At 64.5% G+C, this 25063-nt stretch carries 19 protein-coding genes; 10 read left to right on the forward strand and 9 right to left on the reverse strand.

All coding sequences use genetic code 11. From position 1 onward, the window contains the following. The first annotated feature begins 412 nt into the window (after positions 1–412). The 3 genes from tauA to MOE34_RS23175 all read left to right on the forward strand — a co-directional run bounded on the left by tauA (position 413) and on the right by MOE34_RS23175 (position 3138). Positions 413–1417: a taurine ABC transporter substrate-binding protein gene (gene tauA, locus MOE34_RS23165; protein ID WP_242224466.1), complete on the forward strand. Its 1005-nt coding sequence runs from the start codon at positions 413–415 to the stop codon at positions 1415–1417. Positions 1418–1498: 81 nt separating this feature from the next. Beyond that, entirely contained in the window at positions 1499–2305 is an 807-nt protein-coding gene (locus MOE34_RS23170) for a taurine ABC transporter ATP-binding protein (RefSeq protein ID WP_242224468.1), read from the forward strand. Further along, positions 2302–3138: an ABC transporter permease subunit gene (locus MOE34_RS23175; RefSeq protein WP_242224470.1), complete on the forward strand. Its 837-nt coding sequence runs from the start codon at positions 2302–2304 to the stop codon at positions 3136–3138. Before MOE34_RS23170 ends, MOE34_RS23175 begins: the two co-directional genes overlap by 4 nt. A 4-nt stretch (positions 3139–3142) precedes the next feature. On the opposite strand, the gene MOE34_RS23180 is transcribed toward MOE34_RS23175, so the two are convergent. Both MOE34_RS23180 and MOE34_RS23185 read right to left on the reverse strand, forming a co-directional pair. Continuing rightward, positions 3143–4006 carry a MurR/RpiR family transcriptional regulator gene (locus MOE34_RS23180; protein ID WP_242224472.1) on the reverse strand — a complete coding sequence of 288 codons (864 nt, stop codon included), beginning with the start codon at positions 4004–4006 and terminating at the stop codon, positions 3143–3145. A 48-nt stretch (positions 4007–4054) separates the two neighbouring features. Then, positions 4055–4411 carry a hypothetical protein gene (locus MOE34_RS23185; RefSeq protein ID WP_242224474.1) on the reverse strand — a complete coding sequence of 119 codons (357 nt, stop codon included), beginning with the start codon at positions 4409–4411 and terminating at the stop codon, positions 4055–4057. A gap of 20 nt (positions 4412–4431) precedes the next feature. Between MOE34_RS23185 and MOE34_RS23190 the strand changes: the two genes are divergently transcribed. The 4 genes from MOE34_RS23190 to MOE34_RS23205 all read left to right on the forward strand — a co-directional run bounded on the left by MOE34_RS23190 (position 4432) and on the right by MOE34_RS23205 (position 11250). After that, on the forward strand, positions 4432–5913 hold the full coding sequence (locus MOE34_RS23190; protein WP_242224476.1) for a M81 family metallopeptidase: 1482 nt from the start codon (positions 4432–4434) through the stop codon (positions 5911–5913). 116 nt (positions 5914–6029) lie between these two features. After that, positions 6030–8627 carry a bifunctional lysylphosphatidylglycerol flippase/synthetase MprF gene (gene mprF, locus MOE34_RS23195; RefSeq protein ID WP_277955668.1) on the forward strand — a complete coding sequence of 866 codons (2598 nt, stop codon included), beginning with the start codon at positions 6030–6032 and terminating at the stop codon, positions 8625–8627. A gap of 14 nt (positions 8628–8641) precedes the next feature. Continuing rightward, positions 8642–9997, forward strand: a complete 1356-nt coding sequence (locus MOE34_RS23200; RefSeq protein WP_242224887.1) for a virulence factor family protein — start codon at positions 8642–8644, stop codon at positions 9995–9997. A 104-nt stretch (positions 9998–10101) separates the two neighbouring features. Further along, a complete protein-coding gene (locus tag MOE34_RS23205) occupies positions 10102–11250 on the forward strand; it encodes a M24 family metallopeptidase (RefSeq protein ID WP_242224477.1) in 1149 nt (382 codons plus the stop codon). A gap of 47 nt (positions 11251–11297) precedes the next feature. Here MOE34_RS23205 and MOE34_RS23210 read toward each other — a convergent pair whose 3' ends face one another. Next, a complete protein-coding gene (locus MOE34_RS23210; RefSeq protein ID WP_242224479.1) occupies positions 11298–12431 on the reverse strand; it encodes an acyltransferase family protein in 1134 nt (377 codons plus the stop codon). 19 nt (positions 12432–12450) lie between these two features. Next, positions 12451–12948 (reverse strand): cupin domain-containing protein, encoded by a 498-nt coding sequence (locus tag MOE34_RS23215; protein ID WP_242224481.1) that lies wholly within the window; start codon positions 12946–12948, stop codon positions 12451–12453. Positions 12949–13229: 281 nt separating this feature from the next. On the opposite strand from MOE34_RS23215, the gene MOE34_RS23220 reads away from it, so the two are divergent. Beyond that, positions 13230–14657: a hypothetical protein gene (locus tag MOE34_RS23220; RefSeq protein ID WP_242224484.1), complete on the forward strand. Its 1428-nt coding sequence runs from the start codon at positions 13230–13232 to the stop codon at positions 14655–14657. Beyond that, positions 14658–16133 carry an oligosaccharide flippase family protein gene (locus MOE34_RS23225; RefSeq protein ID WP_242224485.1) on the forward strand — a complete coding sequence of 492 codons (1476 nt, stop codon included), beginning with the start codon at positions 14658–14660 and terminating at the stop codon, positions 16131–16133. A gap of 61 nt (positions 16134–16194) precedes the next feature. On the opposite strand, the gene MOE34_RS23230 is transcribed toward MOE34_RS23225, so the two are convergent. Next, a complete protein-coding gene (locus tag MOE34_RS23230) occupies positions 16195–17091 on the reverse strand; it encodes a glycosyltransferase family 2 protein (RefSeq protein WP_242224486.1) in 897 nt (298 codons plus the stop codon). Between the two features lie 42 nt (positions 17092–17133). Beyond that, positions 17134–18105 carry an NAD-dependent epimerase/dehydratase family protein gene (locus MOE34_RS23235; protein WP_242224487.1) on the reverse strand — a complete coding sequence of 324 codons (972 nt, stop codon included), beginning with the start codon at positions 18103–18105 and terminating at the stop codon, positions 17134–17136. Positions 18106–18390: 285 nt separating this feature from the next. Between MOE34_RS23235 and MOE34_RS23240 the strand changes: the two genes are divergently transcribed. Further along, complete coding sequence (locus MOE34_RS23240; RefSeq protein ID WP_242224489.1) at positions 18391–20163, forward strand: alpha/beta fold hydrolase; 1773 nt, start codon at positions 18391–18393, stop codon at positions 20161–20163. Positions 20164–20179: 16 nt separating this feature from the next. Here the strand turns inward: MOE34_RS23240 and MOE34_RS23245 are convergent, their stop codons facing one another. The 3 genes from MOE34_RS23245 to MOE34_RS23255 form a co-directional block, all read right to left on the reverse strand. Next, positions 20180–21316 carry a glycosyltransferase family 4 protein gene (locus tag MOE34_RS23245; RefSeq protein ID WP_242224491.1) on the reverse strand — a complete coding sequence of 379 codons (1137 nt, stop codon included), beginning with the start codon at positions 21314–21316 and terminating at the stop codon, positions 20180–20182. Beyond that, a complete protein-coding gene (locus tag MOE34_RS23250; protein ID WP_242224493.1) occupies positions 21313–22428 on the reverse strand; it encodes a glycosyltransferase in 1116 nt (371 codons plus the stop codon). Before MOE34_RS23250 ends, MOE34_RS23245 begins: the two co-directional genes overlap by 4 nt. Positions 22429–22669: 241 nt before the next feature. Then, positions 22670–24841 carry a GumC family protein gene (locus MOE34_RS23255; protein ID WP_242224495.1) on the reverse strand — a complete coding sequence of 724 codons (2172 nt, stop codon included), beginning with the start codon at positions 24839–24841 and terminating at the stop codon, positions 22670–22672. Between the last annotated feature and the right edge of the window lie 222 nt (positions 24842–25063).

Raw genomic sequence — 25063 nt, forward strand, 5'->3', positions numbered from 1 at the left:
TCTCACCATCGTCTTCGGGAAGATCGAGCGGCTTGCCCTGTCGGGCGCTGCCGATTGATTCGAGGCAACGAAGTGCGAAAAAACATATAAAAACAGTATAATTACTTTGAGCTTCCGACTGCAAGGAAATTGGCCGGCTTTCGCCGTCTTTTCATGCCGGAATGCAAGTATTTCTTCCGAAAGGAAGCATTTTTGTCACGAGATTTGCATTTGCGGCGGTTCAGCGCGGCGATTCCGCGCCGCGTATCCCGCCGGGCGGCCCGTTTCGCACCCTTCATGCAAAACGCAAAACCAATCGCTGCCGACCGGCGGAATTGAGGCGAATATTTCTCTACTAAGTTTACCGAATATATAGCCTAAAAGCCCTGCCCGCCGCAGATCGCCGGGCGACGGCAACTTGAGGAGACGACCAATGACCATTACCCGCAGAACCCTGCTGGCCGCCACCGCCGCCCTTGCCATGGCCGCCTCGTTCGGCGCCGCCCATGCCGGGGAAGTGACGCTCAATATCGGTTACCAGCCGATCGTCGAGCCGTCGCGCGTGCCCCAGGCCGATGGCACCTATGAGAAGGTGACGGGAGCCAGGATCAATTGGCAGAAATTCGATGGCGGCGCAGATGTGATCGCCGCGATCGCTTCCGGTTCGCTCGATATCGGCTATGTCGGCTCCTCGCCGCTGGCCGCCGCCGCCAGCCGTGAGTTGCCCATCGAGACGATCTTCGTCGTCGGCCTCATCAGCGAGGCGGAAGCGCTCGCGGTGAGATCCGTCGAGAAGCCCGAAGATCTTGTCGGCAAGAAGATCGCGACGCCCTTCGTCTCCACCGCGCATTACAGCCTGCTGACGGCGCTGAAGCACTGGAACGTCGATCCGAAGTCCGTCGAGATTCTCAACCTGCGCCCGCCGGAAATTGCGGCGGCCTGGCAGCGCGGCGATATCGACGGCGCCTATGTCTGGGATCCGGTCCTGGCCGAATTGAAGAAGGACGGCAAGGTGCTGGCGACATCCGCCGATGTTGCCGATTGGGGCGGCCCGACCTTTGATGCCTGGATCGTCAGCAAGACATTCGCCGAGGAGCATCCGGACGTCGTGACGGCCTTCGTGAAGGTGACCGGCGAGGCCACGGCGGCATACCGCGCCAATCCCGACGCGTGGAACGCCACCTCGCCCGAAGCCGAGAAGATCGCCCGCCTGACCGGCGCGCGGCAGGATGAGGTTCCGGCCCTCCTCAAGGGCTACATCTTCCCGACGCTCGAGGAACAGGCCGGCGAGACGCTGCTCGGCGGCGGCACGGTGAAGGCGGTTGCCGATACCTCCGCCTTCCTTCTCGAACAGGGCAAGATCCCGGCGGCGCTGTCCGACTACAAGCCCTACGTTTCCACCCGCTGGGTCAGCGACGCGAGCAAGCTCGCCTACTGACCCGCCCCTTGCGGCGGAGGCGGCCCGGCGGCGCGCGAGCGTTGCCGGGTCGTCGCCGGACCACACTTCCCGGAGGGACCCATGAGCATCCTCACATTCCGCAACGTTTCGCTACGCTATCCGCCGGGGGCGAGGCGCAGCGCCGCGCGCGAAAAGCGCGTTCTCGAAGGCATCGACCTGCAGATCGCCTCGGACGAGCTTGTCACCATCATCGGGCGCTCCGGTTCGGGCAAGACGAGCCTGCTCAATCTGGCGGCCGGTTTCATCGCGCCGACGGCGGGTGCGATCACCGTGGATGGCGCGCCCGTCCAGGGACCTGCGGCGGACCGCGCGGTCGTGTTCCAGGATGATGCGCTCTATCCTTGGCTCGATGCGCGCGACAACGTCGCTTTTCCCTTCAAGTTGAAGGGGCTTGCCGTCGCCGAGCGCCATGCGCGGGCCGATGCGCTTCTGGAACGGGTCGGGCTTGCCGGGGCGGGCGACCGGCGCATATGGGAGCTTTCCGGCGGCATGCGCCAGCGGGTCGGCATCGCCCGGGCGCTCGCGGCCGAACCGCGCTTCCTGTTGCTGGACGAGCCGCTGGGCGCGCTCGATGCGCTGACGCGCACGCGCATGCAGGACTTCCTGCTGCGCATCAAGGCGGAGAGCGGCGCGGGCGGGCTTCTCATCACCCACAGTATCGAGGAGGCGCTGCTGCTCGGCACGCGCATCCTGGTGCTTTCGCCCAATCCGGGGCGGCTGACCGCGGAGATCGAAGCGGGCTTCAACGCGGAGATTCTTCGCGGCGCGTCGATTGCCGCCGTGAAGGAGACGCCGCTTTTCAAGCGCATGCATGCCGGGTTGACCGGCCTCATCCATTCCGGCGCCGAAGAGGAGCTTGCCGCATGACGCTCTCTGCCGATATCGAAACCTTGCCGCAACGGATCGAGACCGGACAGGCCGTCCGTGCCTCGACGCCCCTTCCCGTCCCCGTTATCTCGGCCATCACGGTTGCGGCGATCGTCGCCCTCTGGGGGCTGGCCTCGGCCTATGCGCTGGTCTCGCCGATCTTCCTGCCCTCCCCGCGGCAGGTGGCGGTCGCCACCTACGATCTCGTCGTGAAAGGCTTCGTCGATGCGACGCTTGCCGAGCATGTCGGCGCCAGCCTCTACCGTATCTTCGGGGCGCTGATCGCGTCCGTCGCGATCGGCATTCCGGCGGGCATCGCCATCGGTACCAGCCGGATCGGCCGGGGCATCCTCGATCCCATCGTCGAGTTCCTGCGGCCGCTGCCGCCCCTGGCCTATCTGCCGCTCGTCATCATCTGGGCCGGCATCGGCGAAGCCTCGAAGATCACCGTCATCGCGCTTTCCATGCTGCCGTCGATCATCCTGTCGACCTCGGCCGGTGTGCGCGCCGTTTCGAGGGATCATGTCAATGCGGCGCGTTCACTGGGCGCGGGCAGGCGGCAGGTCCTCACGGAGGTCGTGCTGCCGAGCGCCGTGCCGTCGATCCTCACCGGGATCCGTATCGCGCTCGGCGCGGGCTGGACGACGCTGGTGGCGGCCGAACTTGTGGCGGCGACAAGTGGCATCGGCTTCATGATCCAGTCGGCGGCGCAGTTCCTCGTCACGGATATCGTGATCGCCGGCATCGTCGTCATCGCCCTGATCGCGATCCTGCTGGAATATGCCGCCCGGCAGATCGAGCGGCGGCTGGCGCCCTGGGCGTTCCAGCGCTGAACGGTCAGTCGCCCAGAAGCTGCCGGTCGTCGCCGTCGCGGCGGCTGACTAGCTCCTCCTTGATGGCGCGCAGCGTCTTCAGCGATTTCGACCGGTCGGCATAGGCGACGAGGTTCGCCAGCATGTCGATGACGGCAAGGCAGGCATAGCGCGTCGCGGAGGGTCGGAAGACGTTCCGGCCCTCCGGCAGGTCCACGGCGATGACCACATCCGCCGCCGCCGCGACGGGCGATCCGCTCTGGGTGATGACGATGGTCGGCGCGCCGTGCCGGCGCGCCAGTTCCAGGCAGTGGACGAGGGCCGGGTCGCGGCCGGTGAAGGACGAGCCGAAAACCACAGTGCCCGGCTGCACCGCCGCCGCGAGCATGGCGTTCATATTGTGGTCGTTCGAGGCGTGGATGCGGCATCCGAGCCGGAAGAGCCGGTTGTGCAGCTCGTTGACGATCATCGCCGAGTTGCCGCTAGCTCCGAAAGCCTGGATGAAGGCGGCCCCGCCCAGCAGCCGCGCCGCCGTCTCCAGCGCGGCAAGGTCGAGCTGGCTGTGCATCTGGAACAGGGCGTTCTGCGCCTTGGCGACGATATCGCGGGCGACTTCGCCCGGTGTTTCCGCCGGCACGTCCGGCTTGACATAGCGAAGGCCGACATAGGCGAGCTTGGCGAGCTGCACCTTGAAATCCGGAAATCCTTTGCAGCCCAGCCGGCGGCAGAAGCGGGTGACGGTGGGTGGCGAGACGCCGGCGCGCTCGGCGAGCGTGCCGATGGAGGCGTTCGTCACGAAGTCCACGTCTTCGAGCGCGATCCGTGCAAGCCTCCTGTCGAGGCCGGACAGCCTGCCCTCCTCGTCCGACAGCGCTTGAAACAGGTCCATCGGGTTCCTCCGCTCATGAAACGGGCCACGAATTTGAAAATGAATTTCTTAGCGGCTTTTCATAACACGGCAGAGGAGGTCATCAAGAGGTGTGGATGTGGCGGCCCTGCCTTGTTTCTGCCCGATCTCCCATCGGATAAAAAATATTTTGCCCGGTAGCGTTATAGTGCGCCCCATTTCGTCGCACGCGATGAAAACGTCGATCATTTCGCGGTGATCGATTTTCATCGTTCCGGCGGATTTCCGGCGCCGGGCTTCGCGCCGGATGAAAATCCCATCGGAAATCGGCCCCTTGAAAAACAGCCTGCACGGCGCGCTGCGGAGCATGGCCGATATGTTGACTTTCCAGGCGATTGCCGCATGTTCGAGAAAACAATTTACATCGCTGCGGCGTGCGGCATGCACGCGTTATCGGGAATGGACATATGCGCATCTTCACGGCCTCTCTTGCGACCGAGACCAACACCTTTTCCCCCGTTCCCACGGATATGAATTCCTTCAAGGCGGCGTTCTATGCCGGCCCCGGCGAGCATCCGGACACGCCGACGCTCTGCTCCTCGGTGGTGCCGATCCTGCGCCGGCGCGGCCGGGCGGAAGGGTTCACCGTCATCGAGGGCACGTCCTGCTGGGCGGAGCCGGCGGGTCTCATCCAGCGCCAGACCTACGAGACCCTGCGCGACCGCATCCTCGATGAACTCAGGGCGGCCCTTCCCGTCGATGCGGTGGTCCTTGGCCTGCACGGCGCAATGGTGGCGCAGGGCTACGACGACCCGGAGGGCGATTTTCTCGCCCGTATCCGCGATATGGTCGGACCCACCGTCCTGATCGCCGTTGAATTCGATCCGCACAGCCACCTCACCGCCAGGCGCCTCGCCAATCTCGATGTCATGGCAGCCTTCCTCGAATTCCCGCACACGGATTTCGAGGAGCGCGGGGAGCATGTCGTGGAACTGGCGCTGCGCACCCTGAAGGGCGAGATCAAGCCGGTCGTTTCTACCTTCGACTGCCGCATGATCACCATCTACCCGACGAGCCGCGAGCCGATGCGTTCCTATGTCGACCGCCTGAAGGCGATGGAAGGCAGGGACGGCATCCTCTCCATCTCCGTCATCCACGGCTTCATGGCCGGCGACGTGCCGGAGATGGGCACGCGCATCGTGGTCGTCACGGACGGCGACAAGGCGAAGGGCGATGCGCTCGCCGAAAAGCTCGGCCATGAACTCTACGGCCTGCGCAAGAGCACCGCCATGCCGATGCTCAACACGGAATCCGGCCTCGATCGGGCGGCGGCGGTGCGCGAAGCGTGGCCGGACATGCCGGTCGTCATCGCCGATGTCTGGGACAATCCCGGCGGCGGCGTGGCGGGCGACGCCACCTTCATCCTGCGCCGGATGATCGAGCGCGGCTTTACGGATGTCGCGGTCGCCACCATCTGGGATCCCATCGCCGTTTCCTTCTGCCATGCGGCCGGGCAAGGCGCAGAACTGGCGCTGCGCTTCGGCGGCAAGTCCGGTCCGGAAGGCGGTGAGCCGCTTGACCTGCGCGTCACGGTCCAGGCGGTCTTCGATGCCGGCTGGCAGAGCTTCCGCAACAGCCGCGTGACGCTCGGTGCGGCGGCCGTGGTGCGTCCACTCGGCACGACCATCGATATCGTGCTGATCACCAGCCGCACCCAGACCTACGAGCCGGATATCTTCTCCAACCAGGGCGTGGATTTCACGAAGAAGGCGTTCCTGCTGGTGAAGTCGACCAACCATTTCCATGCCGGTTTCCAGCCGGTCTCTTCCGAGATCGTCTACATTGCCGCCCCGACCTCCTATCCGACGGACCCGGCCACCACGGCCTATCGCAAGGCACGGCTGGACCTGTGGCCGCGCGTCGCCGATCCGCTCGGTCTCGATGGCTGATCTTTCGCTTCGACCGCGCGTAGTAATTTTTTGAATTGAGGCGAAAAGCGTCCGAGATTTGCCACATCCCGGGCTAGGATGCGGCCATTGCCTCAGCGCGGGTCGAAAGTCGGAACATGTCGGATGATAAGAGTGCGGTTGTCGAAGATCGGGCCTCGCGTTTCCTCCGGCTGCTCCTGACCTACAGGCTCTACATCCTCGGTGCTGCGAGTCTTTTCGTCTTCGCGCTCGTCGCATACGGCATCTACCGGCTGACCGACGAGGTGCGTTACGACGAGGTGCTGGCCGCGCTCGCGGATACGCCCTGGAGCGCAATAGCCCTTGCCGCGCTCTTCACCGGCCTCAGCTTCGTTGCGCTGATCCTCTACGATTCCAATGCGCTCGATCATATCGGCCGCCGCCTGCCCTTCCCTTCCGTCGCGGTGACGGCCTTCATCGCCTACGCGGTAGGCAATACGGTCGGCTTCGGGCCGCTCAGCGGCGGCGCGATCCGCTTTCGCGCCTATTCTCGTCTTGGCCTTTCGCCGGGCGAGATCGCCCGCGTCATCGCCTTCGTGACGCTGTCCTTCGGCCTCGGCCTCCTGTCCGTAAGCGCGCTCGCCACGCTTGCCGTCGCCCCACGCGTCGCAGGCATCCTCGGTGTGGACCCGCTGTGGCTGCGCGCCCTCGCCGGCCTTGTCCTCCTCGTGCTGGCCGGCCTGTTCTATATGGGTCGCAATGGCCGGGTCGTCGGGATTGGCGGCTTCAGCCTGCGCCTGCCGGACAGCCGCACGGCATCGCGCCAGTTCCTCGTCTCGGCTTTCGATATCGCCGCCGCCGCCTCCGTCCTCTATGTGCTCCTGCCGGAAACCCATGTCGGCTGGCCAACCTTCCTGGCGGTCTATGCGGTGGCGATCGGCTTTGGCGTGCTGAGCCATGTGCCGGCCGGCCTCGGCGTCTTCGAGGCGGTCGTCATGGCGGGCCTTTCCAACGCCATCGGGATCGATCAGCTCCTCGGCAGCCTCGTGCTCTACCGGCTGATCTACTACGTCCTGCCGCTGCTGCTGGCGACCGTGCTGCTGCTCGTCACCGAAATGCGCCAGCTCGCGCTGAAGCCCCAGGTCGCCGATGCGGCGCAGCTTGCCGGAAAGCTGGCCCCCGCGCTGATAGCGACGCTCGCGCTGGTGCTGGGTGTCATGCTGATCTTTTCCAGCGTGGTGCCCTCTCCCGATTCCGACCTCGACTTCCTCTCCACCTATCTGCCGCTCCCCATCGTCGAGGGCGCGCATTTCCTGTCCAGCCTGCTCGGGCTTCTCCTGATCGTGGCGGCCCGCGGCCTCGGCCAGCGGCTCGACGGTGCATGGTGGGTGGCGCTTGCCGGAGCCTCGGTGGCCTTCGCCTTCGCTTTCCTGAAGGCCATCGCCGTCTTCGAGGCGGGCCTGCTCGCGCTTCTCATCGTGGCGCTGCTGGTGAATGCGCGCGCCTTCGACCGGCACAGCTCGCTCTTCAAGCAGGCCCTCGGACCGTCCTGGCTCGCGGCCATCGCCGTCGTGCTGGCGACCGCCTTCGTCATCCTGCTCTTCGTTTATCGCGACACGGAATATGCCCGTGAGCTGTGGTGGCAGTTCGAGTTTTCCGAGGAAGCGCCGCGCGGCCTGCGTGCGCTGCTCGGCCTCTGCATCGCCGCCTCGGCGCTCGCGCTCTCCAGCCTGCTGCGGCCCGCGCATTTCCGCACCGACGCGCCGGCGGCGGCCGAGCTGGAACAGGCGATAGCCGTCACGATGGCGCAGGACGGCGCGGACGCCAATCTGGTTCGGATGGGCGACAAGCGGCTGCTGTTCTCCCCTTCCGGCCGCTCCTACATCATGTACGGCATCCACGGCCGGTCGTGGATCGCGCTTGCAGATCCGGTCGGCGTCGAGGAGGAGTTCGCGGAACTTGTCTGGCAGTTCGCTGCCACGGCCCGCACCGGCGGCGGCCGGGCCGCCTTCTACCAGATATCGCCAGCGCTGCTGGCCGCCTGCGCGGATGTCGGCCTCAGGGCCTTCAAGCTCGGCGAGATCGCGTTGATCGACCTCGTGCATTTCGACATGAAGGGCAGTCGCTTCGCCAATCTGCGGCAATCGGCCAGCCGCGGCCTTCGCGACGGCCTTAGCTTCTCCGTCGCCCGGCCGGAGGAACTGGGGCCGATCGTGGCGGATTTGCGCGCCGTGTCCGATGGCTGGCTCGCCCATCACAATGCGAAGGAAAAGACCTTCTCGCTCGGGGCCTTCGAGGAGAGCTACGTGCTGTCCCAGCCCGTTGCCGTCGTTCGGCTCGACGAGCGGATCGTCGCCTTCGCCACGCTGATGGTGACGGACACGAAGGCGGAGGCGACGGTGGACCTGATGCGCTTTTCCCCGGACGCGCCGAAGGGCACGATGGATTTCCTCTTCGTCGGCATCCTCGATTACCTGCGGGCCGAGGGCTACCGGCAGTTCAATCTCGGCATGGCGCCGCTGTCCGGCATGGCCCGGCGCGAGGCGGCCCCGGTCTGGGACCGCGTCGGCGGCGCGCTCTTCGAGCACGGCGAGCGGTTTTATAATTTCAAGGGCCTGCGTGCCTTCAAGTCGAAGTTCCACCCGCGCTGGGAGCCGCGTTACCTCGCGGTTTCCAACGGCACGGGCGCGGCGCTCGCGCTGATGGACGTGACCTTTCTCATCGGCGGCGGCGTCAAAGGGGTGATTTCCAAATGAACATGTTCCATCGCATGGCCATCGCCGGGCTTCTCGCCGGCCTGCTGCCTCTTGCTGCCCTTGCCGAAACGCCACGCTTCGACATGGGCATGGTTCCCGGCGGCCATGTCCTGCTGCCGGAAGATACGCCCGAGGCCAGCATATTCCTGATCTCGGACGCCGGAGGATGGGGCGCGCAGGAGGACCGGCAGGCGGCCGCTCTGGTGGACAAGGGCGCCGCGGTGATCGGCATCGATTTCCCGGCCTATCTCAAGGCCCTGCAGGCGGACGACGGCGACTGCGTCTACATGATCTCGGATATCGAGGCGCTCGCCCAGCAGGTGCAGCGCGCGACGGGTGCGACGCGCTACAGCCCGCCCATCGTCGCCGGCATCGGCGAAGGCGGCGCGCTGGCCCTCGCCATGATCGCGCAAAGCCCGGCGGCGACGCTCGGCGAGGCCATCGCGGTCGATCCTACGGCCGGCATCCCTCTCGAAAAGGTCCTGTGCACGCCCGCCACCAAGGTGAGCGCCGGCGGCCGTACGGTCTACGGCCTAACCGATGGTCCCCTGCCGGCCGCCGTGACCGTGCTCCTTACCGGCAACGCGCCCCAGGCGGGGCGCGACCATGTGGCGGCGCTGAAGGGGACCCATGCGGATATAGACGTGCGGGACGTCTCCACCCAGGCGGCCGACGCTCTTTCGCAGGCGCTTGCGGATCGGGTGGACGCGGCCGGCGATGGCGATACGCCTCTCGGCCTGCCGCTGACCGTTCTCAAGGCCAAGCCCGCGTTCGATACGATGGCGGTGGTCTATTCCGGCGACGGTGGCTGGCGCGATATCGACAAGCAGGTGGCGGGTGCGCTGCAGGAGCGCGGCATCCCCGTCGTCGGCGTGGATTCGCTGCGCTACTTCTGGTCCGAGCGAAAGCCGCAGGAGACGGCCGACGATCTTGCGCGCATCATCGAGGCTTTCCGCAAGGAATGGAACGTCGGCCATGTGCTGCTCGTCGGCTATTCCTTCGGTGCGGATATCCTGCCCGCGACCTACAACCGGCTTGCCGCCGCCGACAAGGCGCGCGTGCCGCAGATCACGCTCATGGCACTCTCCCATCAGGTCGACTACGAGATTTCCGTGAGCGGTTGGCTCGGCGTCGCCGGTGCGGGGGCTGGCGGCAATCCGGTCGGGGACATTGCGAAGATCGAGCTTGGCCGCGTGCAATGCATCTACGGTTCCGACGAGGACGACGACCCCTGCCCCACGCTGAAGGCCTCCGGCGTGGAATCCATCGCCATCGACGGCGGGCATCATTTCGACGGTGACTACGAGGCGCTCGCCGAGCGCATCGTCGCGGGCCTCAAGCGGAGACTTCAACAGGCGCCGTCTCCGTAAATCGAGGCTTTGCATTTTTCTTGTCGACAAGATGGGTGAGGAATCGCTAGGAATCACCATCAGGCCCGGCGCCTTGCCGTGGAAGAATGCAAGGAGAGTCGAGAATGTCGTGGCAGCACCCCGTTCCCCCGATTGCCGATGAGGAGAGGCAGGCGCGTCTTGTCCGGCTGCGTGCGGCGCTGGAAGCCCGCGGTCTTGCGGGCATGCTGCTCGGGCCGAGCGAGAGCCTGCGCTATTTCACCGGTCTCGTCTGGCATGCCAGCGAGCGCTTTCTCGGGACGCTGGTCACGCCCACCGGCCTTTTCTACATCGTGCCGGGCTTCGAACGGAGCCGCGTCGAGACCCTGCCGCATCTGGCGGCCGACATTCTCGAATGGAAGGAAGAGGAAAGCAGCGCCGCGCTGGTGGCCGGCATGCTTGAGGCGGGTGGCGTTCTTGCCGTCGACGACGCCATGCCGCTTTACTTCTATCATGCCTTGGCGGCGCGGCTGGGGACGGAGCGGCTGATGGACGGCGGACCGATCCTCAATACGCTCCGCCGCATCAAGTCGCCGGCCGAAATCGCGCTGATCCAGTATGCTATGGACCTGACGCTCGGCCTCCACCGGCAGGTGCACGCCATGCTGGAACCGGGCGTGCGCGCTTCGGAGGTCGTCAAGTTCATCGACCGTCGGCATCGGGAACTTGGAGCCGACGACGGCTCGACCTTCGCCATCGTCTCCTTCGGCGCGGCGACCTCGCTGCCGCACGGCGCCGATGGCGATCAGGTCCTGACTGAGGATGACGTTATTCTGGTGGATACCGGCTGCCGCATCGACGGCTACCACTCCGACCTGACGCGTACCTACAAGCTGGCGCCAGGTGACACCGCCTTCGAGGATGCATGGGCGATCGAGCGCGAGGCCCAGCAGGCTGTGTTCGATGCGGCGAAGCTCGGCGCGTCCTGTTCCAGCCTGGACGATGCGGCGCGCGCAGTGCTCGCCCGATACGGCCTTGGCCCGGACTACGCCCTGCCCGGCCTGCCCCATCGCGCCGGCCATGGCCTCGGCCTGCAGATCCACGAAGAGCCGTATATCGTGCGCGGCAATGCGACGCCGCTTGCGGCGGGCATGTGTTTCTCCAACGAGCCGATGCTTGTTTTTCCGGGAAAATTCGGAATCCGCCTCGAGGATCACATCTACATGACCGAGGACGGCCCCCGCTGGTTCACCGAGCCGGCCAAGGGGCCGACCGATCCGTTCCAGGCTGTCTGAAGCGCTTTTCTTCGCAATGAGCCAATGGAGTGCGCCAGTGGCGGATGTCAGGCGTGCGCGCCGGTGAGCGCCCGGTTCATCTTCCCGATCAGCGGCTTCTCAATATAGCGGAAGGATAGCCTTGCGGCGCCTGTCGCTATTAGCGATGCAGCGACGAATACGGCGACGCGCAGGCCGACCGGAGAAGATTCACTGTCGCCGCCCACCAGGTTGAAAACCAGTGTGATTGCGAGAGCGTGAAAGATATACCCGCCATAGGATATCTCACCGATGCGCTGGAAGAGTCGCACGCGTGTCAGCGAGCGCCAGGGTGCGGTTCCGGCGGCCGTCCAGGCTAGAATGCCGCCGGCGAAGAGTGCGACAGCCGAGTAGAGCCAGATTTCCCGGCCGTTGCCGTACATGATGCCGGAAAGGATATCGCGGACGATATCGACGCCGGTGCGACCGAGCAGGAAATGGTTCACGCCGGCATAGACCAGCACATAGAGACCGAGGGCGGCCGTCCCTGCCGCGAAAAGCAGGCGTTCACCGCCTCTCTCGCGGATAAACGACCAGTTCAGGGCGAGTATGGCGCCGATGGCGAAGGAATCGAAATGTAGGAAGGAGGTCGCATAGATGCCGTAGGCAACAGCCAGGTCGCTTCCGAGGATGTCAGGGGCCAGCATGCCGGCTACCCCGCGTACCAGGGGGCTGATGATCGCCATCGCCATCAGGGCTTGCAGCAGCCGCTTCCCGTTCAGATAGGCGAAGAGGAAGCCGTAGAGCGCATAGAACTGCATCTCGACGGAAATCGTCCAGAGATGCCCGACCGGCCAGTCCTGCATCTCGCCAAATCCGAAAATCATCGCGAAGTTGTTGTAGAAGAGTAGCAGCGATATCAGGGCGCCCGGTTCGGCGGTCTTGCCAAGCGCCCACAGCATGGTCACGCCCAGAAGCAGATAGAAGGCATAGACGGGAATGATCCTCGCGGAGCGCCGTGCATAGAACGATGTCAGCAATTGTGCCCTGTCGTCGTTGCCATGGCGCATCAGCGACAGGGTGACGACGAAACCGGAGATCACATAGAACAGCCAGACGCCGGTCCATCCGAACGGCAGGATGCCGCAATGCTGGGCGACAACAGCCAACATCGCAAAGCACCGAAGGCTGTCCACCTCACCGGAACGTGTCCCCCCCTGCATCGGCTGCTCCTTGCCCGGTTTAGAAAGACGGCTGCTGTTGGCGCATCGCGTTCCTCAGGCGGTAGAGGGCGGCGATGGGGGATGGGAAGGGACGGCGGATGAAGGCGGCTTTCTTGACGTAGTTGTCGATGCGCCATGTCGCCCAGCTTCGCGCCGCGAAGTAGCCCATGTCCCCTGCGCGCAGCGTATAGGCGTTTCCGTCCTCGTCCGTGATATGGACCTCGCCTTCGAGGATGATGACCGTCTCGTCCCAGTTGAAATGCCAGCGGAAGGTTCCGGCGGTGCAGTCCCATAGGGCCGAGAACGAGGAATCGTCCGCGCTGCGGACGTGCTCGGCGGCGCGCGCCACTGGGTTTCCTTCGAGGATCCAATCCGGTTCGATGGGCGCATCCCGCATCTCAAGGTCGCGTGCCCGTTTGCAGACGGTCGTCACGCGCTCCTGCGCCGCGGAATTGTTCGAGGATGCACGTCGCGCCGCCATGGCGACGGCACCGGCAACGAGTAGTTTCAAAACCAAGCTTCCGCTCCTTCTTCCTTAGGTTGTCTGCATCATGGAAAACAAGGATGACGATACGGTTGAAAAAACCGTTAAGATCTTATCGATTGCTCGCAATTCCCGCGGTCCGGAACACGTTTTTCCGGTGAATGTCACACTTTGGGACGCACGGGCTTCCTACGGGCGGAGGAAGGCGGGATACGGCCGGCGCTTAAGCAAAGATTCACGTCGCTGTGGTTTGGTCGTTCCGGATAGGCTTAGAATGCAAGGACCGGGCGCGCCTCGCCTGCAAAGAGAGCGAAATGGATTTGATACCGGTCATCGTGTTCTGGGGACTTCTGCTCGTCGGAATGTTCAGCCGGGGACCGTTCATCTTCTACTTGCTGTTCGGTTCCATGGCCTTCGGTGCCTTCGCCGTCATCCCGCCTGAATTCACGCAGGGTCTGAGCTTCACGCCGCCCCCTATCATCGCGCTTGCCATCATCCTCATCTATGGCGGCGGTACGAAGGGCCTGTCACGGATGCTGGACATTGCCCTGCGTCCCTCCCAGTGTCTGCTGCTGTTCCTGTTCTGGATCGTCGCCATCTGGGTCACCCTCTTCATGCCACGGATTTTCGCCGGGGCCGTCACGATCATTCCAATGAAGCTGGAAGGCTCAACCTCGGGTGATCCCCTTTACCCGACGATGCAGAACATCTCGCAGCTCATGTACCTGACGATTTCGATCGTGACGGTGTTCGCCTGTGCCCTTGCCTTTCGCACCGCGTCCACGCGTCAGCACCTGCTGGCAGCCCTGTGCGTCGGCGGGGCCGTCATCGTCCTGACTGGCATTCTCGACCTCGTCGGTCTTGGCCCTTATCTGGACATGTTCCGAACGGCCCAGTACGGCTACCTGACGGATGTAGAGATCGCGGATGTCAAGCGCATCGTCGGCCTGATGTCGGAGGCGTCAGCCTACGGCTCCACGGCGGTGGCGTTCCTCTCCGCAATCTATTTCTTCCGCCGTGCGATCGTCTCGCCCTGGTTGCGGCTTTACGGCGCGCCCTGCCTCATCGTTCTTCTTTCGCTGTTCTCGCTTCTTTCCACATCCTCCGCGGCTTATGCGGGCCTTGGCGTCTTCGCCTGCGTGGCGGCGGCGGAATGGTTCTGGCGGCTGTTGATGACGGATCAGGGCAGCCAGGCGCGGGAAGGACTGGTGGCCGAATTCTGGGTAGTCGTTCTTGGTCTCGCTGCCATCTACGTCCTGATGCTCACCTATCCTGCGATCTTTGATCCGTTTCTGAAGCTGATCGATACGATCATCTTCAAGAAGACTGCGTCGGATTCATTTGAGGAGCGTAGCATGTGGACGGCCGTATCCCTGCAAGCGCTCTGGGATACCTGGGGTCTGGGGGTCGGCGTGGGGGCGACCCGCGCCTCCAACGGCTTCGTGGCGGTCTTCAGCAACAGCGGCATCGCCGGCGGCCTGTTCTACTATGGCTTCATGCTGCAGACGTTCCTGCGCCGTGCGCGGCCGGGCGCGGCGGTGGATGCCGCCATGCTGAACGCTGTGCGCTTCTATATGCCGCCGGTCTTCATAACGGGTGTCCTTGCCGGCACCTCTGCCGATTTTGGCATCATGAATGCCTGTATCTATGCGATGGCGGCCTCGATTGCCTGGACCGCGCCGGCTCCCGCTACCGCGCGGCCCGTGACCGGCCGATCCATCCGCCATGAAAGGCCTGCCTGAATGTCTTCTTCCGCCGATGCCCCCCTGTCGCAGCGAACTGTCCGTGCCGGCCTCTGGACGGTCGGCGCCCGCCTGTCCTCCCGGGTCATCGATCTGGTCGCCTTGCTCGTGCTGGCGCGCTTTCTTGGGCCGGCGGATTTCGGTCTCGTCGCGACGGCGATGACCATCATCTTCATCGTTGAGGCGATACTCGAATTGCCTCTTGCCTCTGCCCTTATCCGCCTTCCGGAGATCAGCCGGCGCGCTTATGATACGGCCTTTACTCTCGGGCTTATGCGTGGCATCGCCGTCGCCGCCCTCATGGCGGCCCTGTCCTATCCGCTCGCCCGTTTTTATGGCGACGAAAGGCTGGTGCCGCTGATCTGCACCCTCGCCCTCGCGCCCGCCATGCGCGGTTTGGCAAGCCCGCGCATGGTGCAGTTCGAAAAGTCGATGGATTTTCGCCGGCGCGGTATCCTGGAGTTCCTCGGAAAGACAACCGCCGCAGCCGTCGCCATCACGATTGCCGTGGCCACGGGAAGCTACTGGGCCATTGCCGCCAGCACCATCACCGCGCCGACCGTTATGATGATCGTTTCCTATGCCATGGCGCCGATGTTGCCGCGCCTGACGTTGACGGACTGGCCCCTGTTTGCCGATGTGGTCGGCTGGAACTTCGCCTCACAGATCCTCGCCGCCATCAACTGGCAGATCGACCGCCTGCTTCTGCCTCGTTACATCGATACTGCATCCTTCGGCCGGTTCACGGCGGCTAACGATCTTGCCTCGCTGCCGTTCCAGGCGGTCGCGGCGCCCGCTGCGGGCCCGCTGATGGCAGCCTTCGTCAATGCGCGCGAAAAGGGGACGCTCAGGGAAACCTATCTCAAGAGCAGCGGCGGCCTCGTTCTTATCCTGTTGCCGATCCTTTGCTTCATGGCGCTTCTTTCCGGCCCGGTGATCCGGGTCCTGCTCGGGGCGAACTGGAACGAGGCCGCGCCGATACTGACGTGGATCGCCCTCGTCGGCCTCGTTTCCCTGCCGGTGATCCCCATGCCGTCGCTCGCCATGCTGGTCGGCCGGTCGAAAGCGCTTGCGGTGCGGTCCCTGATCGAGTTCTCCGTCCGCCTTCCCCTTTCGCTCGCTGGAGTGATCTTCTTCGGCATCCCCGGCGCGATCGCGGCGAGATTGGGCGGTGCGCTCGCCGGGAGTGTCTCGTCCTTCTTCCTTATCAGGGAGATTGCCGGGATCGGTTGCCTCGAGCAGCTTTCGGTGGTCGTGCGTCCGCTTCTCGCCCTCGTCCCGGCGGCCCTCGCCCTGCATCTGTGCGAGCTGTATCTGGATTTCGACGGCGCGCTCCATGTCAGCTTCGTCGCGTCCGGCGCGGTATATTGCCTGACCTATGCCGCCTTCATCTATCTTTTCTGGGTGGCGGCCCGCCGGCCGGAAGGGGTGGAGGCGAGCCTTGCCGGAATGATCGCCCGCTACACCTGCAAATAGGAAACGTCGCTCCTCCGCGCGGCGAACGGAAGGATCGGATGCTTCGGACATTCGGCTAAGCCTACATGTCGAGGATATTCCTTGGATCGATGCGGCCGGTGAGAAGGTCGCGTAGCGCGAGCATGTTGCCCTGTAGCCGGCCGCGCCGGTCGGTCCAGGGTTCGGGCTTCAGGCTGCGGGCGAGGTTCGACGTGACGTTCCGCAGGATGCCGCCCAAGGCGTGGTGCAGGGGCATGTTGCCCTTGCGATGGATGTAGACGCGGTTGGCGACCTGCGAATAGCCGAGCCGCCTTCCGGGGCTGCGCCCCGCCTTCTTCGTGCCGAGATGCACGCCGCGCATCCGGTCGGCCCGGACGATCCTGCCGGAGGTTGCCAACTGGCGTGAGAAGTCGATGTCCTCCAGCCAGGAGTAGAACGGCAGGTTCTCGTCGAAGCGAACGGCGCGATCGCGGACCGGCGCCATGCGGATCGCCATGTTGCAGCCATAGCCGTTGAAGGTCGGTTCGATCGAGGGCGCGCCGCCGGGGACGTCCGCGGCCAGCAGCGCGCGTCCCTCCTCGAATTCGAAACCCGGCCCGCCTATGCCGTCGGCGATGACGTGGCCGGTGGCGATCACGATTGTGGGGTCGGATGCGAAGAGCTTCTCGACCTCGCCGAGATAGTCGGCGGCCGGAAGGAAGTCGTCGTCGAAGAAGACGACGATATCCGCCGTCGCGGCGGACAGGAGGAGGTTGCGTTGATATGACAGGCCGGCAGAACCCGGCAGGATCATGATAGCGCCGTCATAGGCCGAAAGCCCCTCGGGATCGATATCCTCGGGGCTGGCGGGGCAGATGAGGAATTCGTCGGGCCGGCGCTGCTGGTTGTTGAGGAAGACGACTGTCTGCGTCAGGATATCCCGGCGCCCGGCCGTGGCGATGGCGATGGCGATGGTCAGGCCATCCTTCTGGATGCTCATGGTCTGGTCCTCGTGCAAATCCGGTATTCCGCGTTTCCGTGGCTAGATGAAGCGGCCGCCGCTCTGGGCGTTCCATCGCTCGATGGCCGACGGAAGCTTCCCCTCCGCCGCTCTGCCCGCCGTTTCCAGCCAGGCGGGAACCACATCGGTCGAGCGTACGAGCTTCATGACGCGGTCGGGATGGATACCGAGGCCCATGACGGAGAAGGGGCGCAGGAGTGTGGCGGCCAATGTCACCACGCCGCGTGGCACGAGGAAGGTTTTCGCGCCGCGCATGTGCTGCGCGCGGAACGTCTCGACGATCTCTTCGAGCGTATAGCGGTCGGGGTAGCAGCCGTTGAAGAGGACGAAGCGTTCAGGCTGCCGGGCGGCGAATTCCAGTGCGTCCAGCAGGTCCTCCACGTAGAAGCACGCCTTGATCGTGTCCTTGCGGCCCGGATAGATGAAGAAGCCTTTCTTCAGCAGCTTGGCCATGCGCGTGAAATTGCCGCCTTCCCCGGGGCCGAAGATGACCGCGGGCCGGCATATGACGAGGCGGCGGCTCTCGTCCTCCTCCAGCCAGTCCCGCTGGATGCGCTCGGCCATGTATTTCGACCAGCCATAGGGCGACTCAGGAGCGGGGGGCGTGTCTTCCCGCTTGGTTTCCTCGCCCGGGCCGTAGACGGAGATCGAGCTGGTGAAGACGATCTCGCGGATGCCGAGCCGTCGCGCCAGCGCCGTGATCGCGGTCGCGCCGAGGATGTTCGTTTCATAATATTCGTGGGCGGGATGTCCGGGCGTGGTATGGACGGCCGCGAGATTGTAGATGCGGTCGATCCGCATGCCGGGATCGAATGCCGACAGGTCGCGCACATCGCCGTGCAGATAGGACACGCCATCCAGCCGCTCGCGCGGCGGACGTATATCGACCGAGACGACATGCTGCCCTTCTGCGGCAAGCCTGCGCACCAGGTGCGTTCCGATGAAACCGGAGCCGCCGAAGACGAGGGCGTTCCTGGATGTCTCACCAATCATAGTGATATGCCTCCCGAGGCAGATAGGGGCGCAAGAAAACGAGGTGTTTGCGCCGATTCTAATAGGCGCAACATCTGGATAATTGTTTAAGCCGCCGCCCGAAATCCGAACGGTCCGACCTTTCCCGCTCGAAATAGGGCGCCTTGAAGGCAAAGAAGCGCGCGCTTATCCGCTCAATTGGGCGAAAAATGGTGAGAAATTCAGGTTTCTTAAGGATATTCGGGTTTTCTGTGGACTGATGGAAAGTCTCGCCGAGCGGTATCTCCCGGCAGGAAAGGTTCGATAATGCATGGAACAGCCGCCCACGGCAGCGCACGCCCGCTCACGACGACGTTCGAGCAGGCGGATTTTCCCGTAACCTTTGCGGGCACCGTTGGTCTTTATCATGTCGCGCCGCAGCCGAGCGATACGGCTGTGCTGTTCGTCGGCGCGTGGGGGCTGGAAGAACTCTGTGCGCGCAAATTCTGGCGGCTGCTAGCGGCCGACCTCGGGCGGGCGGGAATATCCAGCCTGCGCTTCGACTATCCGGGAACCGGCGATGCGCTGGATCCTCAGGATTACTCCGCGGGTCTCGATATCTGGCGCGAGAGCATCCTTGCCGCGGCAGCGGTCCTGCGCGATCTGTCGGGCGCAAAGCGGCTGCTGCTTGTCGGCCATAGCATCGGCGCCGCGCTCGCCTGGCAGGCGGCGGAGACGCTTAGGGACGTCGCGGGTATCGCCCTGGCGGCGCCGGCCCTGTCGGGACGCCGCTGGATTCGCGAGTTCATGGCCCTGAGCCGCATCGCCGATCATGGCGCCATCACGCACGTAACGCTGCCGAGCGGGCCGGCCATGGGCGAGCAGCATATACCGGACCCTGTTCTCGCCGGTATCCGCGCGCTCGACGTGTCCAAATCCGCTAAAGCTCCTGCACCGGATATGCTGTTCCTGCCGCAGGAGGGGCGCGCAACCGACCCGGTCCTGCTGGAACGCCTCGTTTCGCTTGGTGCGAAGGTGCGCGAGACGTCGTTTGAGGATTACGACGCTTTCATCCGCGATGTCCTGCTGTCGGTTCCGCCGACAACGGCGATCGGCGTGCTGGCGGAGTGGGCTGTAGGCCTGAAGGGCGACGGGACTGCGGAGCAGCGTCCCCGGCCTTCCGGGACTGCCCCACTCACCGGTGACGGTTTCCGGGAAACTCCGGTGCGCTTCGGCCGAGGACAGCGTCTTTATGGCGCGTTGTGCGAGCCGGAGGGGCCGCCGAAGGGGGCCGCGGTGATAATCCTTTCCACAGGATACGACCGTATGTCCGGGCGCGGGCGGATCGGTGTCCGGATCTGCCGCGATCTGGCGAAGGCGGGTATCCCGGCTTTCCGTTTCGATTTCTCCAACATTGCCGACAGTCCGCCGCAACCGGGCATGCCCGACCAGATCCTCTATCACCCCGGCCTCGAGAGAGACGTTGGCGAGGCTGCGGACTTCCTGGAGGCTCACGGGCTACACCCGGCGGTTCTGAGCGGCCGATGCAGCGGTGGGTATACGGCCTTTCGCAGCGCTCTCCATATGGATGGCGTCAAGGCCATCGTCGCCGTCAACCCGTTCGATTTCTCCGTCGGGCCGGGTGCTGACGTGGATGCGCTCATCGCATCGGTCCTGCCGTTCGGCAGTTACAAGGAGAAGTTCCGCAACAAGGCTTACTGGAAACAGGTCCTGCGCCTGGAGATCGATATCCTGAAGGAGGCGCGTCACCTGCTGCGGAAGGTCTCCGACAAGATGATGATCAAAGCCTTGCCGCTTCTGGCGCACATCCCGCCGTTGTCCCGCTTCCTCAATCCCAGCGAGCGCGATTTCGACAGGCTGGCGGAGAAGGGGACGAAGATTTCGCTCATCTACAGCAACGGCGATCCCGTCATCTCGAACCTGGAGGCGCGCCTTGGCAAGCGGGGCCACCTGATCGCGCGATACGGCAATGCGGGCATCGTCTTCCTCGACGATGCCGACCACAATTTCTCGACGGCGCATACGCGCGGGTACTGGCTCGACGCGCTGGTGAAAACGGCTTCTCAGTTCAAGGTGTAGACGAAGGGCCGGCGCCCTACTCAGCCGCGACGGGCGGATAGGGGCGTTCGGCTTCCTCACGGGCATCGACCTTGAGGCCGAGCAGAAGGGCTAGCTTGCGGGCGGCGCGATCCCAGGTGAAGGCCGCGGCGTGCGTGCGGCCGCGCGCCCGCATCTGCGCGGAGAAGCCTGCATCGTCCGCAAGCGCGCGGATCTGATCGACCCATTCGTCTGGATCGTGCGCGGCTGCCGTGAGGGCGGCATCGCCGCACACCTCGGGCAAGGCGCCGCATGGCGCGACGATGGCGGGGCAGCCGAGGATCATCGCCTCGAGCGGAGGAAGGCCGAAGCCCTCGGTCGTCGACGGGCATGCAAAGGCGCAGGCCCCGGCGATCAGCCCGGTTAGCTGTGCATCGTTGATACGGCCGGCGAAGTGGATATTCGCAGGCACCGTCATGCCGAGCCGTTCGAAATCCTCTCGCTTTGCTGCGCCGAAGAGCACGAGCGTCATGTCGGCAAGGCGGGGGTCCGAAAATGCCTTCAGCAGGACCGCGATGTTCTTGTGCGCCTGGGTATTGGCGAGGGCGAGAACGTATCTGCCCTTCTTCAGCCCGCTTGCGGCGACGAAGGTGCTGTCGGGCTCATGCGCGAGGACATGGTCGCACCCGTTGTGGATGACATCGATCCTGTCCGCCGTCGCAACGCCGAACCGGACGAGCTGCTGCCGGGAGAATTCCGAGACCGTCAGGATTCGCCGGCTCGTTTTTCCGATGAGGGGCAGGAGAAAGCGATACCAGAGGCGGAAACCGCGCGAATAGGAATCCGGCGTCAGGTAGACCTGCGCGTCATGGATCATTGTGATCGCATCCGCATGGAAGACCGGCCCCAGATTGCACAGGCTGATAAGCCGGCCCTTGCGGGCGGACCAGGGCAAGGCGAAGTGCGCCCAGGGAATGTTCTTGGCGATGCCGCTGAGAAAAGGCGTGTGAACCACCCGCGTGCGTGTAAGCGAGGCCGCTTTCGCTTCAGTTGCGGGGGTGAGGATGATCGTCTCCGGTGCATCCGGCTGCGTGGCCAGCAGCCGGTCCGTAGCCTGGATGAGTTCTTCCGCAACGCGGTGCACGCCCGTCGGGGCGGCGGTGAGGAACCTGCCGTTGAAATAGAGCGGTTTCATGCCGTGAGCCTCATGCTTTCCGTCATGCCGGAGAAACCGGGCAGGTTGCCCAGGAACCGTCGCAGTTCTCTTTCGAAGCGCCGCGGTTCGAATTTGAGCGCGTGGGCGCGGATTTCCGTGGGCGAGAGGAGGTTTGTGGTCTTCTCGAAGCGGGTGATGACGGCCATCAGGGATTCGGGGGTCTGCTCATGGAAGAACAGGCCCGTCTTGCCGTCCACAACGGTTTCGAGCACCCCGCCCCGCCCGAAGGCGATCACCGGCCGGCCGCTCGCCATTACCTCGAGCGGGACGATGCCGAAGTCCTCGACGCCCGGATAGAGCAGCGCCTTGCAGTTGGAGAAGTGGGTTTCCATCTCGGCGTTGGAAACGCCGCCGAGGAACTGCACGGTCGGGCCGGCGGATTGCTTCAGCTTGGCGGAAGCGCCGTCGCCGATGACGACCAGCGGCAGGTTCAGGCGCGTGCAGGCCGTAACGGCCAGTTCGATCTTCTTGTAGGGCGTGATCTGGCCGGCGCACAGATAGTAGTCCTTCGGCCCGTCGGTGATGGTGAAGCGGCTGACCTCGACGGGCGGATGGATGACCGCTGCATCGCGCCGGTAGAATTTCTCGATACGCTTTGCGACATAGCCCGAATTGGCGATGAAATGGTCGACGCGGTGCGAGGTGGTGACGTCCCACTGGCGCAGCCTGGGCGCGGCGAAGGCCAGGATCATGCGTGCAAGGAAGCCGGCCTCGGCGAGATACTGGGGATAGAGGTCCCAGATATAGCGCATGGGGGAATGGCAATAGCAGACATGCAGCGCATCGGGCCGTGTGATGACACCCTTGGCGGGACCCGCCTCGCTGGAAATGACGAGGTCGTAGCCGGTCAGGTCGAGGGATTCCAGCGCATGGGGCATGAGCGGCAGCATCTTCTGGTAATGCTTGCGCCCGCCGATCTTCTGCAGGAAGGAAGTGGTGAGCTTGTGGCGCCGGAGCTTCGGGGAAAGCTTTTCCGGATCTGCCACGAGGGTGAAGATATCGGCATCGGGGAAGATGTCGCAGAAGGTCTCGAGGACCTTTTCGCCACCGCGCATTCCGACAAGCCAATAATGGACCAGGGCAACCTTCACCGCGAACTCCCGGGAATTGTATATTTCTGCTGATCGGGGGATACGCCAACATTGTCGAGAAACAGTGAAGACGATTGTTCGCATTCGACTCAAAGGCCGTCTTCCCGGTCTTTCTTGACCGAAACCGGGAAAAACCGGGCTGCCAAACACAAACAGGCTTAACGGTTTACTATCGGGGAAGGCCGGAATGCCGGGTTGCAGGCCCGGTTTGAGGCAGCTCTTCCCGGGGCTTAGCGACCTATCAGCTTGCCCGCGAGACGCTGCCTTCCTCGTCGTCGATGAACACAGGTGCAACCGGCGAGAGACCGCGTTGCCGGAGAGAGGCCACGGCGCCCTCGGTTCCCTTGCGGTTGAACCGGCTCGCGATGACCGCGAAGCGATCCGCGGCCGCCTCCACTGCGGCGATGGGCTTCGGCTGATCGAAGCGGCCTGCATAGACGATGACGAGATCGAAGGCATAGCCCTCCGCATCCAGCCAGTCGGGCAAGGTGCCGGCATCGGGGCCGCGGCGTGTCGAGACGCGCGGCGACCGCCGGCCTGCGGGCAGAAGCCACGGGCCGCGCGCCCTGGAAAGATTGATGAGGTCTCCTTCCAGCCGTTGCAGCGAAATCGAATCGTGCAGGCCCGGCAGGCCGGTGGCCGAGGCCTGCCGCGTGAGGCCGGCTTCGGCTTCCGCGTCGACCAGCAGAACCGCCTTGCCGGTGCGGGCGATGGTGCGCGCGAGGTGAAGGGCGGCCCGCGCCGTGCTGGCGTTCGGCTGCGTGGAATAGAGTACGACGGAGTAGTTCGTCTGCCCGTACGCTTCCTGAAGGAGGTCCTGCGCGATATCGGCGTAGCCGCCGTGGAACGCGGCTGGCTCCGCCACGGAACGAAGGCCCCGTGAGGGGGCATTATTTGCAGCGAACCGCCGGGCTGGTTCATCGTGCCGGGCCTGTTCGGGTGCCGGGTCTCCCTGCTTCTTGCGTTTGCCGCGCCGCAGCCATCCGAAGAGCCGTGCCGGGAGGCCCTCGCCGGCCGGCTTTGCCCGGCTGGGGGCGGCGTCTTCCGCAAGGCCCCTCGCCTGGGGCTTGCGATCCCAGGCAAGCGCGATGCCGCAGCCGAACAGCATGCCGAGCATCGTCGCACCCGCGATGATCAGCGAGCGCTTGGGGCCTGCCTTGCCGAGCGGGACCTGCGCGGCGGAGATGATCTGCGGGTTTTCACTCGTGGTGCGCTCCTGGCCGGAAAGCTGGCGCGTGCGCAGCAGGAAGGATTCGTAGACGGCCCGGTCGCTGGCCAGCTTGCGCTCCAGTTCCCGCAAGCGGACCATCGACTGGTCGTTCTCGTTGAGGCCCGCCTTGAGCGTTGTGAGGTTCTGACGAAGCAGTTCGCGCTGGCTCTTCAGCTTGTCGCCGTTGCGGGAAAGCGACGTGGTGAAATCCTTCAACTGCGTGTCGAGCAGCTTGGAGGCCGCGCGGGTCCTTGCCATGGCGTTGAGAAGGGAGGGATGGCGATCGCCGAAGGACGACCGCAGGACGGATTCCTGTTCCTGGGCGGCGTGGTAGCGCGTGCGTAGCTCGATGATTGCCGGTGTCAGGGAGCTGTCCGGGGTCGAGCGCAAGTAGTCCGGGTTGGAGCGGGCGAGCGCGAGTTCGGAGATCAGCGCCTCGTTCTCCGCGATGCTGGCGGAGATGCGGGTGATTTCCGTGTTGGTGTCGGCGATCTGCTGCTCGGCGGTCGGCCGGCCGCCGACATCGACGAGATTGTTCTCGGCCTTGTAGGCCTGGATCGCGCGGTCGCCGTCCTCTACCGCCTTCTCGAGACTCGCCAGCTGCGCGGAGAGGTCCGTGGTCGCCTGCCGAACGACGCTGTTGTTCATTTCAACGCGGGTGTCGATATAGGTCTGCGCGATGGCGTTGGCGATGCGCGCGGCCTTCTGCGGGTCGAAGGACGTGACGGAGAGGTTGATGACGAAGCTGGACTTGGTGAGTTCGGCGCGGATCGCGCCCTGCAGGACGGCAAGTGCGCGTTGGGCGCGCTGGTCGGCATCCGGCTCGTAGGGCTGCCCGGCGCCGAAATCCGGATCGTCGGCAAGCCCGAGCGACTTCACCACCGAGGAGAGGACCTTCACGGAGGTCAGAATATATTGCTGGTTGAGTGCGCGGGCGTCCGTCGCTCCGCCTTTGTCGAGAAGGTCGCCCTCCACAACCCGCGAGCCTTCGGGGTCGACCAGGATGCTGACGGTCGAGACATAGTAGTTGCGCATGAACTGCGACAGGAACACGGCCGCACCGCAGAACAGGATCGTGATGGCCACGATCATGATGAAACGGTTACGTAGCACCGAAAAGACATGGCCGAAGTCGATCAGGGGGACGGCGCCGGCATCCTGCGCGTCCTCATGTTCGGCATAGGGGGTGATAGTATCGACCATGCTGCTTCGGCACCGTTCCGGTGGGTTCTCCTGATGTGATGGCGGGAATCACAACGACTTGGCCTGAATCGTATTTTCCATGTCTTAAGATATCATTTACCGTAATTTCACTTTCCCGCACCGGCTTTGGCCGCCGGGGCCTGCAAAGGCACGGCAAGCCGGCCTCAGGGGCGCGGTTTCCGCGCTTTTTGACCTTTTCTTCACGCTCATCCCGTAAGCAGG

The sequence above is a fragment of the Shinella zoogloeoides genome (assembly GCF_022682305.1).
GTDB lineage: Bacteria > Pseudomonadota > Alphaproteobacteria > Rhizobiales > Rhizobiaceae > Shinella > Shinella zoogloeoides_B.